The sequence below is a fragment of the Nitrosomonas sp. TNE100 genome (genome assembly GCF_055387135.1).
Genome location: NZ_AP040997.1, coordinates 1,236,318 through 1,250,957, shown reverse-complemented (window position 1 = coordinate 1,250,957; position 14,640 = coordinate 1,236,318). Strand labels below are relative to the sequence as shown.

The 14,640-nt window shown below is 49.4% G+C and carries 8 protein-coding genes; 4 read left to right on the top strand and 4 right to left on the bottom strand.

The genetic code is table 11. From position 1 onward, the window contains the following. Window positions 1-111 precede the first annotated feature (111 nt). From ACZ5EJ_RS06025 to glgC, 4 genes are all read right to left on the bottom strand, one after another. The gene (locus ACZ5EJ_RS06025; RefSeq protein WP_074684554.1) at window positions 112-2,802 is read right to left on the bottom strand and encodes an MGH1-like glycoside hydrolase domain-containing protein; all 2,691 of its coding nucleotides are present in this window, start codon (window positions 2,800-2,802) and stop codon (window positions 112-114) included. 31 nt (window positions 2,803-2,833) lie between these two features. Further along, window positions 2,834-4,858 carry an alpha-amylase/4-alpha-glucanotransferase domain-containing protein gene (locus ACZ5EJ_RS06020; RefSeq protein ID WP_011634364.1) on the bottom strand — a complete coding sequence of 675 codons (2,025 nt, stop codon included), beginning with the start codon at window positions 4,856-4,858 and terminating at the stop codon, window positions 2,834-2,836. A gap of 65 nt (window positions 4,859-4,923) precedes the next feature. Then, a complete protein-coding gene (locus tag ACZ5EJ_RS06015) occupies window positions 4,924-6,642 on the bottom strand; it encodes a glycoside hydrolase family 57 protein (protein ID WP_011634363.1) in 1,719 nt (572 codons plus the stop codon). Between the two features lie 65 nt (window positions 6,643-6,707). Then, complete coding sequence (glgC, locus tag ACZ5EJ_RS06010) at window positions 6,708-7,985, bottom strand: glucose-1-phosphate adenylyltransferase (protein ID WP_011634362.1); 1,278 nt, start codon at window positions 7,983-7,985, stop codon at window positions 6,708-6,710. A gap of 145 nt (window positions 7,986-8,130) precedes the next feature. Between glgC and glgB the strand changes: the two genes are divergently transcribed. The 4 genes from glgB (at window position 8,131) to ACZ5EJ_RS05990 (ending at window position 14,612) form a co-directional block, all read left to right on the top strand. Next, the gene (gene glgB, locus ACZ5EJ_RS06005) at window positions 8,131-10,329 is read left to right on the top strand and encodes a 1,4-alpha-glucan branching protein GlgB (protein WP_011634361.1); all 2,199 of its coding nucleotides are present in this window, start codon (window positions 8,131-8,133) and stop codon (window positions 10,327-10,329) included. A gap of 112 nt (window positions 10,330-10,441) precedes the next feature. Then, complete coding sequence (locus ACZ5EJ_RS06000; RefSeq protein ID WP_464557690.1) at window positions 10,442-12,931, top strand: heavy metal translocating P-type ATPase; 2,490 nt, start codon at window positions 10,442-10,444, stop codon at window positions 12,929-12,931. Window positions 12,932-12,955: 24 nt separating this feature from the next. Further along, window positions 12,956-13,912 carry a cation diffusion facilitator family transporter gene (locus ACZ5EJ_RS05995; protein WP_464557688.1) on the top strand — a complete coding sequence of 319 codons (957 nt, stop codon included), beginning with the start codon at window positions 12,956-12,958 and terminating at the stop codon, window positions 13,910-13,912. Between the two features lie 412 nt (window positions 13,913-14,324). Next, window positions 14,325-14,612: a helix-turn-helix domain-containing protein gene (locus tag ACZ5EJ_RS05990; RefSeq protein ID WP_011634358.1), complete on the top strand. Its 288-nt coding sequence runs from the start codon at window positions 14,325-14,327 to the stop codon at window positions 14,610-14,612. Window positions 14,613-14,640: the final 28 nt, after the last annotated feature.

Below are 14,640 nucleotides of genomic sequence, written 5' to 3'. Positions count from 1 at the left end.
CTGGCAGACAAGATGTTTGATGCAAATTGGTTGATTTCTTTTAGGTGTGGTGGCTGTCTCTCGTATTTTTACCCCGGATAGTGGTAGCCAGAGGTTTGTCAGGGGATGGGTTTATACATTGTTATTTCCTGCAAGGATCGCCGGTATTTCCTGCATGCCCAGTTCTGCTAGTTCCTCTTCTTCCAGAGAGCCGAAGATACTCAGCAGGGCGGCCATTACGCCTGTCCAGCCGGTTTGGTGGCTGGCACCCAGCCCGGAGCCATCTTCGCCGTGGAAGTATTCATAAAACAGCAGGCAATCCCGCCAGTGGGGATCGGTCTGGAATTTTTCAGTGCCGCCAAACACCGGCCGTCGGCCATATTCATCCGGCAGAAAGATATGGAGTAGCCTTACGGCAATCATTCTTGCAACCTGGAACAGGTTGCACTGCCTACCAGATCCGGTGGGGCATTCAATCCGGAAATTTTCTCCATAGTAGGCATACAGCGCCAGCAATGCGTGAATAATCAGGATGTTGATCGGTGCCCAGACAGGACCGCGCCAGTTGGAATTCCCTCCGAACACGGCTGAATCGGATTCACCTGGCTGGTAATTTGCAGAGAAAGTCTGCCCGTTCCAGTAAAATTCGTAGGGATGTTCCTGGTGATATTTCGATAATGATCGAATACCGTGAGGGCTCAGGAACTCCTGTTCATCGAGCATTTTTGTCAATATTTGCCGCAATTTCTTTTCATCCATAATTGCCAGCAGACGGCGATTTTCCACGCCAGGTTTAATTGGACAAAAGATATGGGCGGTTAGATGACTCCTGCGTTTGACCAGGTTTTCAAAATATTTTGCAACCTGCGGTAGCTTGTTTAGCGTGGATTCCTCTACTACAATCACGGCACATAACGGTAGCAGCCCGACCAGTGAACGTACCTTGATGCGAGTGGAGTGGCCGTCCGGAAAACGCAGGACATTATAGAAAAAGCCATCCTCTTCATCCCACATGTCGCGGTGTTCATCGCTGATATCCTGCATGGCAGCGGCAGTGGCCATGAATTTATTCAGGTAGGAGAGCACTCTTTGCTCGTAATCCGGATCGTGCAGGCTGAGCTCCAATGCGATCTGCAACATACTTTGCGAGAACAATGTCATCCAGGCGGTGGCATCCGATTGCTCCAGATGGCCGCCGGTTGGCAGTGCGGCACTGCGATCAAATACCCCGATATTATCCAACCCTAGAAACCCGCCTTCATACACGTTTTTATCCGGCTCGCGGTGGGATTCCCACCAGGAGAAATTGTGTTCCAGGCTGGCAAAGGCGGATTTCAGGAATGTCAGATCGTTCTGGCTATGGTAATCCTGGCAGATTTGATAAACCACATAGACGGACCAGGCGTGAACGGGCGGGTTGACAGCATTGAAGTTCCATTCATAAGCTGGAATCTGTCCATTTGGGTGCTGGTAGCGGTTTTCCAGAAATAGGTTGAGCTGCTGTTTGGCAAAGGTGGGATCTATCATGGCCAGGGGTAGAACATGAAAGGCTGAATCCCATGCGGCAAACCACGGATATTCCCATTTATCCGGCATGGAAATGATGTCCCGGCATTGCATGTGTTGCCAGTCAGCATTGCGTGTGCTGTGCCGGGGGTGCTCATTCAGCCAGCGTGCTACATCAAACTCATAATATTGCTTGGTCCATATCATGCCAGCCAATGCCTGCCGCAGGACACGTTGCTGTTCCTTATTCAACCGGTCACCGGACAGTGATTCATAGAAATGATCGGCTTCCTGCTTTCTCTGGTCGATGAGTTCGTCGAAACCGGTAAAAAATATATCTGCCTTGACAGAATCAGCCTTGCACAGCCGCAACCTGATTATGTGAGTTTCTCCGGAAGGGATACTCAGAGCATAGTCTGCCGCTGCTTTGGTACCGCTGTTGGCAGGGTTAATGGCGTCTGTTCTGTCATGAATGATATAGTCGTTAATTCCATCCTTGGTGTAGAGGCCTTTATTGTTGTTGCGAAACAGCCGCCAGGCGTTGGTTTCGTTTTCGCAAAAGAGCAGGGTTGGTTTATCTGCACAATACAGTTGGTAATCTCCCAGTTCGTTATGCTTGGCGCGAATGATCCGGCATTCGTTCTGATTACCCTCCTGGGATAGCTGCGGTTTAGCTGAACCGGGTTCCCATGACCAGGTATTGCGGAACCAGAGTGTCGGCAGTAGTCGTAAGTCTGCTGTTTCAGGGCCACGATTGATAACGCTGATGCGGATCAGGATATCTTCCGGCACAGTTTGAGCGTATTCCACAAAAATATCAAAATACCGGTTCTCATCAAAGATACCTGTGTCCAGCAGTTCATATTCCGATTCCTGCCGGGAGCGTCGCCCGTTAGTGGTGACCAGATCTTCATAAGGATAGGCTGTTTGCGGATATTTGTAGAGATATCTCAGATAACTGTGAGTGGGCGTGGCGTCCAGGTAGAAATAATATTCCTTGACGTCTTCGCCATGGTTGCCTTGTGGATTGGTCAGACCAAACAGGCGTTCTTTTAGTACCGGATCGCGTCCGTTCCACAGCGCCAATGCAAAACAAAGCAACTGCCGGTCATCGCTAATACCGGCCAGGCCATCTTCTCCCCAGCGGTAAGCGCGAGCGCCAGACTGGTAATGCGGAAAGTAATTCCAGGCATCGCCGTTATCGCTGTAATCCTCGCGCACCGTGCCCCATTGCCGCTCACTTAGATACGGACCCCATTTTTTCCAGGGAATCTGCTCTTCATCACATAGTTTGAGACGACCGGATTCTTCTATCATGGTAGCTCCATTATTCTTTATCTGGGCCGGATCAAACAGTAGTGTTCATTTCATCAAAACGAAGGGTAATATGTTGCTGCTGGTCATCCGTTATCTTCCAGGTAAGTATTAGTTTGACTGCCTGCATGATTTTTTCAAATCCGCCTTCCGATTGAGAAACGGTGAAGTGCGGGCAGGCATAAAATTTTGTTACAGGTGAAATATCAAGTGACAGACTGCCGCCCAGCGTGTCGTCTTCCAGTGTAATGGCTGTCAGATTATCCAGTTCGATGGGTTGTCCGAAGCCGGACAGCACAGTGTGATTCCGGATGTAACGTCCGCCCGGTCCGTCGCAACTGGGCATGGCCAGATTGATTTCTGTCTGCATGTATCCACTGGCTTCCCCGCTGCATACATAGATGACAAGTAGCTGGTTGCTGATAATCCGAAAGCATTTACTGATTGACCCGAAATCTGTTATCGCCTGAAAAATAACTTCATCTGCCTTATCTGAGGGGTGCAGTTGATAATCCAGCAGCTCACCGTTTAAACGATCAATAAACAGGTGTTGTGCATACAGATCCGGTTCCATATCTGCCTGGCTAATAGCATGTTTGAAATTGACTCGATCATGTGCTGAAGCTATTCCTGATTGCTGATGAGATGAAGCTCCCTGTAGACCCGGTTGGATCTTTCGGTAGTAATGCTCAGTCTGGCGGGCGAGGGTATCGGCAAAGTTGTGTTTCAGTGGATAGCTGTCCAGTTCGCAGATGCTGGCGCTGCTGTTGAGTTTCAAAACTGCCTGCACAGTCCCGTTTTGCAGATAGATTTCCTCCGTGCCATCCAGATCAGTATCCTCATGATAGTAGATATTGCGCGATTCACACTGATCGAGTTGCGCTTCCAGTTCAATCAGATTGTTGTAGACGGTGCGCCGCAAATGCGGCAGATACAGACCGCCAAATAGACCATGCCAGTAGGCATCATTGGCCTGGGAAGCGTACAGGCATCGTTGCATGGCAGAGGTCCGCTGCCTGGCCGGCAGGCTGGCGTAACGTGCGGACAGGCCGAGCATGCGCTTGTGCATCCAGTTGGATTCAGGGTAGCGTGAAAAAAAGTTTTTCCACATTCCTCCGCGCAGGAAAGATCTGGTTTGTTCGTACTGACCTGTGGATTTGGCTTGCTGCACCAGATCATCATAAATATGAGCAGGTTCAGCGGGCAGCGTCCATTCATTCATCTCGATGTAGGAGGTGGTGGGGAGGTAAACGATGCCACGGGTTTTTTCGCTGGCATGATAATCCCGGTAGTGCTGCAGCTGGATATGAGGAGAAGCCAGTACACCCTGGATAAATTTCTCCAGCCAGCCGTGTTCGTAAACCCACTGATAAGTTTCTGGCCAGATGCCGAATTTCTCAATGTCGTCAAAATAGACTGCTGCAGGTTGATGCTCGGTTGTGGACTGATCAATCAGGGATTCAATATAGGCAATGGCTTCCAGCGCAGGAGAAAAGGGGAGCCGGTAACGCAATGCTTCGGAGATGGGAAAAAGATCAAGCTTGTGATGATCTTCTTCAGTACTGAAGTAACCATCAAGTTCTATTTTATTTTTTCCGGTACAAATGAAGTGGTAATCGTCCACTATTACATAATGGATACCGCAATTAACCAAAGCAGGCACGATAGTGGATTCCCATACACGCTCAGTTAGCCAGGCGCCTTGTGGCGACTGCCCCAGCTTTTTCTTGAGTTTAGCCGAAAAGGTCTTGAGCTGGCCGATGCGATCCCGCTCGGGAATGGCCGCCAGTACCGGCTCGGTATCGCCTGCACCAAATATTTCGATCTGCCCGCGTGTGACCATCTCACGTAATAACGCCATATCTTTCGGGTAGTGCTCAAATAGAAAATCCAGCAACCAGCCGGAAAAGTGGATGGCAAAACGAAATTCCGGATAGCGGTATAAAGTTTGCAGGAAGGGCTTGTAACAGCGTTCATGCGCATCAATAACGACCTCGGGGAAATTGCCAATCGGTTGGTGGGCGTGGACACCAAACAGCAATGATACGGATGAGGTCATCTGGGATATCCTTAAATATTTATCGGTTGTTTCATATTGCCAGTATTACATTTTTTGTGAGCCCTCTAAGAGGCATGCCGCATCGCGCCACCTTTGCCTGTGGATGCACTGCCATAACTGATGGGTTCGAGAATGGTCACCGGAACGGGTATGTTCAGCAGGCGGTAAAGGTTGGCAAGATTTTTGCGGAAAGCCAGATCAAAGCTTTCTACTGAGTGTGGCGAGTTGTAATCACCAAACCACCAGAACCAGTCGGAACTCTCACAGGAAGCGAGCTGCTGTCCGGCAGCCAATTTTTCTTCATCCGTCAAGCGTGATCCTTGCATGACAAGATCGTAACTTTGTTTGGCGGCACACAATAAATCCCATGCCAGATTTTTGTCATGATCTCCAATCCAGGTGGAGAAACTGCCATATACCCAACTGCCGGCCGTCAGCGACGGCAATCGGGTAATTTCAATGTTGTTTTCGGATAACCCGGCGATGTATTCATGGAAGGTTGTCGTACGGATATCAGCATTTTTTTCAAGTATTTCATACAAATCATCCAGAAAATAGTAGCCGTTGTAGGGATAAGTTTCCCAGGCATTTTCTCCATCAAGAATAATACTGACGACTGGAGCGGGATTGCCGTTTGTTTCACTACGGATATGTTCAAGCCGCTGGACAAGATTTTCTGCAGCATCACGCCCAAACCATCTTGAATATTCAAATCCGATCAGATCGGATAGCTGATCATCCCGGTAGAAACACAGAATACTGTTATTACCGGATTCAAACCGATAAGGGCGATAAAGATATTCGCTGCGGGCAGGCAAGGGCTGGTCAGGATAAGATTTGTGCAGGCTGTTGGCCAACACGCCTTCACCGCTGGCACACCACTGACGACCGTGTCCGGCCAGGATATCCAGTAGCGGTTCTGATACTGCGCCCTCGGCTGGCCATACACCGGAAGGTTCGCTGCCAAAACGCTGCCGGTGGCTGTCAATAGCTGATTGCAGATGAAACGCTACCCGGTTGCGCCCACCAGGGTAGACCGGATTGGCTGGCAGTTGCGTTTCAGGAAGGCTGTCCCGGGCAGAAGTGAAATCAATCAGCAAGGGAGCTAGCGGGTGATAGTGCGGTGTGGTGGAAAGCTCGATCTGGCCGGATTCTGCCAGTTTACGATAACGCGGAATAATACCTTGGATGAGTTCGCCAATAAGGTTAAACAGCAGGATACGATCACCATGGCTGAACAGTTTTTCCTGAGACATGAGGTGTACAATGCATTCATTTTCCCGGCGCACGCTTTCGCCCATCCAGGCGAGGTGGTACCACACCAGCAGGTCGGCCAGGTATTGGCCGGAGACATACATCAGTTCCTTGTCATTCGTCTTTTGCAGATGATCATACAGATCACGTAGATGCTGATAAGCCGGATAAGGTTTGAGCATGGTTTCGTGATTATTCAGGAAGCAGCTGTTCAGAATCAGCAAGCGCTCATTGGGAGAAATATGATCAAGATCTGGCGCGGAGAGCAAGCGCAGTAATGGATCACGAATCGTGCCGCCAGCAAATTGATCAGCGTAATCTTCCAGCTGATCCAGCAGGACAGGAACAAAGTTCACCACCAGCCGGATACCCGGGTGATTTTCAAGGTGGTGCGCCATATCGGTATAGTCCTTGATAGTATGCAAATATACCCACGGCAACATGAATTCACCGGTTTTATAATCCCGGTAGTCTGGCTGGTGCATGTGCCAGAGCAACACAAGATCGAGTTTAGAAGAATGGCTGGTCATGGCATATCAAATCGTGTAAAGAAAGTTGATAGAGATCAATCGGCCGGAAAGCTGGATTGGAAATTTCAGCGAGTATAGTGAATTTGCTGTCTCAACATTTCCGGTGTAATCAAAGTAATCCCATTGTCCGTGACATAAAAATGTTTTTTATCTGCAACAGGATCAAAACCAATTTCAAGGCCTTCCGGGATCTGGCATTCCTTTTCCACCACCACTTGTCTGAGATGAACATATCGGCCGATACTGACGTCAGGCAGAATGACCGAGTCTTCAATGGTACTGAAGCAGCGTACTTGAACATTAGAAAACAACAGAGAACGGCGTACTGTTGCCCCGCTGATAATACATCCGCCTGATACCATTGAATCCAGTGCCTGGCCACGGCGATCATTGTCATCAAACACAAATTTGGCAGGAGGCAGTTGTTCCTGATATGTCCATATTGGCCAGTCTTCATCGTACAGATTCAAATCCGGCGTGATAGTGGTGAGATCAATATTTGCCTCCCAGTATGCATCTACTGTACCGACATCACGCCAGTAAGGTACACCTGAATCCATGTTGACGCAGCTATTCTGAAAGCGATGTGCATAAACCTGAATATTGCTCGCTACCAGGCGGGGTATCACGTCTTTACCGAAATCGTGTGATGATTGATTCATGTCGTGATCCAGAATCAGTTGTTCATACAGAAATTTCGCGTTAAAAACATAAATACCCATACTGATGAGAGCGTGCCCGGGTTTGCCTGGGATCGGGGCGGGGTGAGCGGGTTTCTCGGTAAAGTTGGTGATACGCGAGTCGTTATCAACCGCCATAACGCCGAATGCGCTGGCATCTTCGATCGGAACTTCCAGGCAGGCGATTGTCAAATCGGCCTGTTTTTCGACGTGTTCAGCCAGTATTTGCCCATAATCCATTTTGTAGATGTGATCACCACCTAGGACCAGTACATAGCTGGGGTTATGCGTGCGGATAATGTCGAGATTCTGAAAAACAGCATCAGCGGTACCTTGGTACCAAGTTCCCTCTTCGGTACGTTGCTGTGCAGGTAACAGCTCGATAAATTCATGGAACCGGCCATCCAAAAAACTCCAGCCACGTTGAATATGGCGGATCAAACTTTGCGCCTTATATTGTGTGACGACGCCGATACGACGTACACCCGAGTTGACGCAATTGGACAGCGTGAAATCGATAATGCGGAATTTGCCACCGAAGGGAACCGCCGGTTTAGCGCGCCAGTCTGTCAGGTTCTTAAGGCGCGTCCCGCGTCCGCCTGCCAGGATCAGCGCCAGTGTGTTGCGAGTAAGTGTGCTGACAAAGCGCGGGTTGTTATTCATCTGGACAGCCTGTTTGAACGTTCATGGTTACCTCACTGATTTGCAGTGTTTAAAAAAACCGCATACCCTGTGTTTCCATGTTTATCTTACTTGATCCGAATAACCATTACCAGCCGACACTGCAGGTAATAGCGAGCCCATACCGATGAAATCTTTGCCTTTCCCATCCCCATCCCGAGATTTAGCAGGTGATTCTGCGCAATCATTGTTATTGGCCGCAAGGCTGCATGCCCCCGGCTCTTATCTGGGGATACATTCTGTTCCGGGCGGTGAGCTGGTTCGAGTGTTTCAACCGTATATGTCACGGGTATGGCTGCAGACTTCATCCGGTTTCCAGGTGATGGAGTGCACGCACGATGCAGGTATTTTCGAGTGGAAGGGGGAGGCTGTTACGCGTCCTTATTTACTGCGTCTGGAACATGCAGAAACCGGGGTAATTGAGGAGCGCTATGATCCTTATGCTTTTCCAGTACAGATTTCAGGACATGATCTGTATCTGTTCAATGAAGGGCGCCTGCTCCAGGCATACCACATGCTGGGTACCCATCAGGTCAAAAATCAAGGCGTTACGGGCACACGTTTTGCCGTATGGGCACCCAATGCCGAACGGGTAAGTGTCGTTGGGGATTTCAATCACTGGGATGGCAGGGTGTGCCCTATGATGGCGCGTGATCACAGCGGGGTATGGGAATTGTTTATTCCGGATCTGCCCGGAGGTACGTTATATAAATATGAGATCAGAAATCATTCAACTGGAGAAATCCTGCTCAAGACCGATCCTTATGCAACCAGGTATGAATTGCGTCCCAATAATGCCGCATTGACGCCAGTTGAAAGCCGGTATGAATGGCAGGATAACGACTGGATGGTGCAACGCGCAGGATGGGACTGGCTACATGCGCCAGTCAATATTTATGAGCTGCATGTAGGTTCGTGGAAACGCCATCCGGATGGCAGCTTCTATTCATATCAGGAATTAGCCGATCACCTGATTCCTTATCTACAAGAGATGGGTTATTCCCATGTTGAGCTGTTGCCAATTTCCGAGCACCCGCTGGATGAATCCTGGGGATATCAGGTAACAGGTTATTTTGCAGCAACCAGCCGCTATGGTAATCCAGAAGCATTCATGTATTTTGTGGATAAATGTCATCAGGCTGGAATTGGTGTGATTCTCGACTGGGTGCCGGCACATTTTCCACAAGACAGTTTTTCATTGGCACGGTTTGACGGTACAGCGCTCTATGAACATGAAGATCCGCGCCTGGGTTATCACCAGGATTGGGGGACGTATATTTTCAATTACGGGCGCAGTGAGGTGAAATCCTTTCTGCTTTCCAGCGCCCATTACTGGTTGTCTGTTTTCCATATTGACGGGCTGCGTGTGGATGCGGTGGCCTCGATGCTCTATCTGGATTATTCGCGCAAAGAAGGAGAATGGCTGCCCAATCGTTTTGGTGGGCGTGAAAATCTTGATGCAATTGATTTCTTGCGTGAATTGAACACGATGGTGCATGGTGAATTTTCCGGTGCGCTTACTTTTGCCGAGGAATCCACCTCCTGGCCAGCAGTATCTCGTCCGACCTATCTGGGCGGGCTGGGTTTTTCCATGAAATGGAACATGGGATGGATGAACGATACGCTGAATTACATGCAACTGGATCCAATTCACCGGCATTACCATCACAATGAACTAACGTTCAATCAGCTTTACGCCTATACCGAAAACTTCATTTTGCCGCTTTCGCATGATGAAGTGGTACATGGCAAAAAATCCCTGCTGGACAAGATGTCGGGAGATGTCTGGCAAATGTTTGCCAACCTGCGTTTGCTGTTTACCTACCAGATGACCTGCCCAGGCAAAAAAATCAACTTTATGGGCAATGAATTTGCTCAAGGACGTGAATGGCGGGTTAATCATGAACTTGACTGGTATCTGCTGGAGCGTGATCCGCATCGTGGTATACAAATGTTATTGCGGAATCTGAATCACCTCTACCTGGATACACCAGCGTTGCATGAGCTGGATTTTTTTACTGAAGGATTTTCCTGGATTGATTGTCATGATTCGGAACAGTCAGTTATCAGTTACCAGCGCCGTGCCAGAGATGGATCATTCATGCTGGTGATCCTGAATTTCACACCAGTGCCACGTACCGGCTACCGAGTAGGCGTACCGGAATCCCGAACATACCAAGAAGTATTCAACAGCGATTCAACTTACTATGGTGGCAGCAATATCGGTAACCCTGGGGATATTGTTCCGACCGGGCAGCAGTGGTCAGGTCAAGTTGATTCCATCATCATTACCTTACCGCCGCTGGCGGGTATCATTCTGATTTGACAGCAGATTGTGCTTGTAAAAGCAGGAATTTATTCAGATTAAGGTTTGTCTTCATATAAGAGTGGCAAAAGAGCCAGTCTGTATATCGAAAATTGATTTGGGGAAGCAAAATATGAGCGCATCAAATGGTAATAAAGTTCAAACTGGCGCTGCAACGATCAGTCTGCCTATCGAGGGTATGACGTGTGCAAGTTGTGTTGGCCGGGTGGAGGCAGCTCTGGCCAAGGTTGAGGGGGTGAGTGACGTATCGGTTAATCTGGCTACCGAGCGCGCAGATATCCATCTTGCGAATTCGGTTGATCGTATGGCATTGATTCAAGCAGTTGAGAAAGTAGGATTTGATGTTCCTGCAACTACCATTGAACTGGTAGTGGAAGGTATGACATGCGCTTCATGTGTGGGGCGCATCGAACGGGCGCTCAAAGCTGTGCCCGGAGTGCAGGAAGCAACCGTGAATCTGGCGACGGAACATGCCACAGTGCATGGGGTGGCCGATGCTGACACGCTAATCAATGCCATTGTGAACACGGGTTTTACCGCCAAAGTCATGGATACCACGGCACAGGCCAGCGATGAAGCGGCAGAAAAGAAGGACGTAGAACGCGCGCTACTCAAGCAGGATTTGATCTTGGCGAGTGCATTAACATTGCCTGTATTTGTAATTGAGATGGGATCACACTTGATTCCCGTTGTGCATGAGTGGGTGATGGCTACTATTGGTATACAGCAGAGTTGGTATCTGCAGTTTGCATTGACCGTGCTGGTGATGATCTTCCCTGGGCGCCGTTTCTATGAAAAAGGTTTTCCAGCACTGCTGCGGCTGGCACCGGATATGAATTCACTGGTAGCAGTGGGGACGGTTGCTGCATTCGGTTATTCCGTGATTGCTACCTTTGCTCCTGATCTTTTGCCCGCTGGCGCTGTAAACGTTTATTACGAAGCAGCAGTCGTCATCGTTACATTGATTTTGCTGGGTCGTTTTCTTGAAGCACGCGCCAAGGGACGTACTTCTGAAGCGATCAGGCGACTGGTTGGTTTGCAGGTGAAGGTGGCGCATGTATTGCGCGATGGCAATATTGTTGATATCCCGATCGGTGAAGTTACTCTGGACGATAGTGTTGAAGTCCGTCCCGGCGAGCGCATACCGGTAGATGGCGAAGTAGTGGAAGGTCGCAGTTTTGTGGATGAATCAATGATTACCGGTGAACCTGTTCCTGTCGAAAAAACGGTTGGTAGCGAAGTGGTAGGCGGGACCGTCAATCAACGGGGCGCTTTTATATTACGTGCAACTGCCGTGGGCGGACAAACCATGCTGGCGCAGATCATCCGCCTGGTTGAGCAGGCGCAAGGCTCCAAGCTGCCCATTCAGGCAATGGTGGACAAGGTGACACTGTGGTTTGTACCAGCCGTTATGCTGGCTGCGGTAATTACCTTTCTGATCTGGCTGATTTTTGGTCCTGCACCGGCACTGACGTTTGCACTGGTCAATGCAGTGGCAGTACTTATTATTGCCTGCCCTTGTGCGATGGGTTTGGCCACGCCGACTTCCATCATGGTTGGCATTGGTCGCGGTGCCGAGATGGGTATTCTGTTTCGTAAGGGTGAAGCGCTGCAATTGCTCAAGGATGCCCGGGTCGTGGCGGTGGACAAGACTGGTACTCTGACCGAAGGCCGGCCTGCATTGACTGATCTGGAAGTTGCGCCCGGCTTTGATCGCAATCAGGTATTGACACAGGTTGCGGCGGTGGAGTCGCGCTCGGAACATCCAATTGCTCGCGCCATCGTCGAAGCAGCGGCACAGGAGGGCATCACGCTACCGGCAGTGACTGAATTTGAATCCGTCACTGGCAAAGGTGTGTGCGCCACGGTGGAGGGTATCAGTGTAAAAGTTGGTTCTGATCGTTATATGCGTGAACTGGGAATAGATGTGACGGGTTTTGCCAAAACAGCTGAACGTCTGGGAAATGAAGGTAAGACACCGCTTTATACCGCTGTCGATGGTCAACTGGCCAGCATTGTGGCGGTTGCAGATCCAATCAAATCCAGCACACCTGCAGCGATTTCGGCACTGCATCAATTAGGCCTCAAGGTAGCGATGATCACCGGTGACAATGCACGCACTGCGCAGGCAATTGCCAGACAACTGGGTATTGATGACGTGGTGGCCGAGGTGCTGCCCGAAGGAAAGGTTGAGGTGGTGCGTCGTCTGAAAGCCACCTACGGGCGAGTAGCGTTCATCGGTGACGGGATTAATGATGCGCCGGCGCTGGCCGAGGCTGATGTTGGTCTGGCGATCGGTACCGGTACCGATATCGCGATGGAATCGGCTGATGTGGTGCTGATGTCCGGTAATCTGCAAGCTGTACCCAATGCGATTGCGCTGTCGAAAGCAACCATTACCAATATCCGCCAGAATCTGTTCTGGGCATTTGCCTATAACACTGCTCTGATTCCCCTGGCGGCTGGTGCGCTGTATCCCACTCTGGGTTTATTGTTGTCCCCGATCTTTGCGGCAGGCGCCATGGCAATGTCAAGTGTGTTTGTGTTGGGCAACGCGCTGCGCTTGCGCCGGTTCCAGCCGCCTTCGCTGATAGCTTCGTAAGATTTTCGGTTGGAAAAATAACCTGTGACTGTTCCACAACCTCACCCGCACCCTGAGCATGGCAAGAATGGTCATGATGACCGGGACCGCAACCATGATCATAACCATAAGCAGGTCATCACAGCCGGTAACGAGCGCCGCATTCGGTTTGTCTTCTTTTTTACTGCTGGTTATGCGCTGATACAGGCAATCGGTGGGTGGCTGTCCGGATCGCTGGCGCTGATCGCTGATTCAGGTCACATGATCTCGGATGCGGCTGCACTGTTATTGGCGCTGGTGGCTTATCGCATTGCCAGGAAACCGGCTGATAGTACGAGAACTTATGGTTTTCACCGCGTGCGTGTACTGGCAGCTTTGGCCAATGGCGTGACTTTGTTGCTTCTGGTAGTCTGGATCATCCTGGAAGCGATCGGGCGGATGCACACACCAACGGAGATTCTGGCTGGGCCCATGTTGATCGTGGCTATGATTGGCCTGGTTATAAATCTGGTAGGGGCATGGGTTTTGTGGTCAGGTAACAAGGAAGATGGCAATCTGCACGGCGCCCTATTGCACATAATCGGCGATTTGCTCGGGTCAGTGGGTGCGGTTGCAGCGGCTGTTGGCATCATGTTTACTGGCTGGACGATTCTTGACCCGATTCTGTCGGTGCTTGTTGCCTTGCTGATCATCCGTTCTGCCTGGGTGCTGGTCAAGGATTCGGTACATGTGCTGCTGCAGGTTGTTCCTCGTGGCATGGATACACGAGTGGTAGAGAATGGCCTGACACAACTACCGGAAATTGAAGAAGCTGGGCATTTCCATGCCTGGATTCTGGCGGATGAGACCACTATTGCAACTGTTCATGTCAGTCCTGCTCGTGGTGTTGATCCACTTTCTCTACCTCCTTTGGTATCGTCTTGGTTGCGGGAACGTTATGCCATTGATCATGTTACTGTACAGATTGATCCGCCCGGACAGCTTGAACATGAGCATCGATAAAATTCCGCTCGATCAGGGCTTTCATGCCATGTTATTGGTAATAAAGAAGCCCAATTTATTTTTCTGGGAAATCGTTTTCTGATTTTTCAGGAATAATTGTGTAATACATACAGCTCCAGCGAACTTCTACCGTAATATTCCACTCTCATATTTGGATGTGAGCAAGAATCGTGATGTAACGGTATTCCTTCAAGCTGTCTTACTCCACAAGATTAATTTTAGATTGATGATTTTATCCTTGTGGAATAAGTATTTTGTCCGAAACCATGCTTAAAAGGATAAAAAAGACGGGTAAAAATATTCTTAATGAATGCATGGATGGGCTTAAGTCAGACCTTTTTATGACGATAACAAAAATATGATATTGCACTAAATCACTACTTATATTTTTGATATCCAGAAAGAAAATAAAATGAAACTTTTTAAGAGCATACCCAACCCGAAAGAAATACGTCAGAAATTGGGATTGAATCAGCAGGAATTCTGGAGCAAGGTAGGCGTGACCCAGAGTGGTGGTTCGCGTTATGAAAGTGGCCGGGAAATGCCGAAAGCAGTGAGGGAGTTATTGAGGCTGGTCCACATTGAACATGTTGATCTGACCAGAATAAAAAGAGATGACCTCCTTATCGCAGCAATGCTGAAGACCCAACACCCTGATCTATATAAAAACCTTAAAAAATCAGCTAAACAACTAAAGTAAGTTTGGTTTTCTTCGAACTGTTTCTGTT

Coding starts and splice junctions, on each gene's coding strand:
- ACZ5EJ_RS06025 (WP_074684554.1), bottom strand. CDS start 2,802: ATGATAGAAGAATCCGGTCGTCTCAAACTATGTGATGAAGAGCAGATT.
- ACZ5EJ_RS06020 (WP_011634364.1), bottom strand. CDS start 4,858: ATGACCTCATCCGTATCATTGCTGTTTGGTGTCCACGCCCACCAACCG.
- ACZ5EJ_RS06015 (WP_011634363.1), bottom strand. CDS start 6,642: ATGACCAGCCATTCTTCTAAACTCGATCTTGTGTTGCTCTGGCACATG.
- glgC (WP_011634362.1), bottom strand. CDS start 7,985: ATGAATAACAACCCGCGCTTTGTCAGCACACTTACTCGCAACACACTG.
- glgB (WP_011634361.1), top strand. CDS start 8,131: ATGAAATCTTTGCCTTTCCCATCCCCATCCCGAGATTTAGCAGGTGAT.
- ACZ5EJ_RS06000 (WP_464557690.1), top strand. CDS start 10,442: ATGAGCGCATCAAATGGTAATAAAGTTCAAACTGGCGCTGCAACGATC.
- ACZ5EJ_RS05990 (WP_011634358.1), top strand. CDS start 14,325: ATGAAACTTTTTAAGAGCATACCCAACCCGAAAGAAATACGTCAGAAA.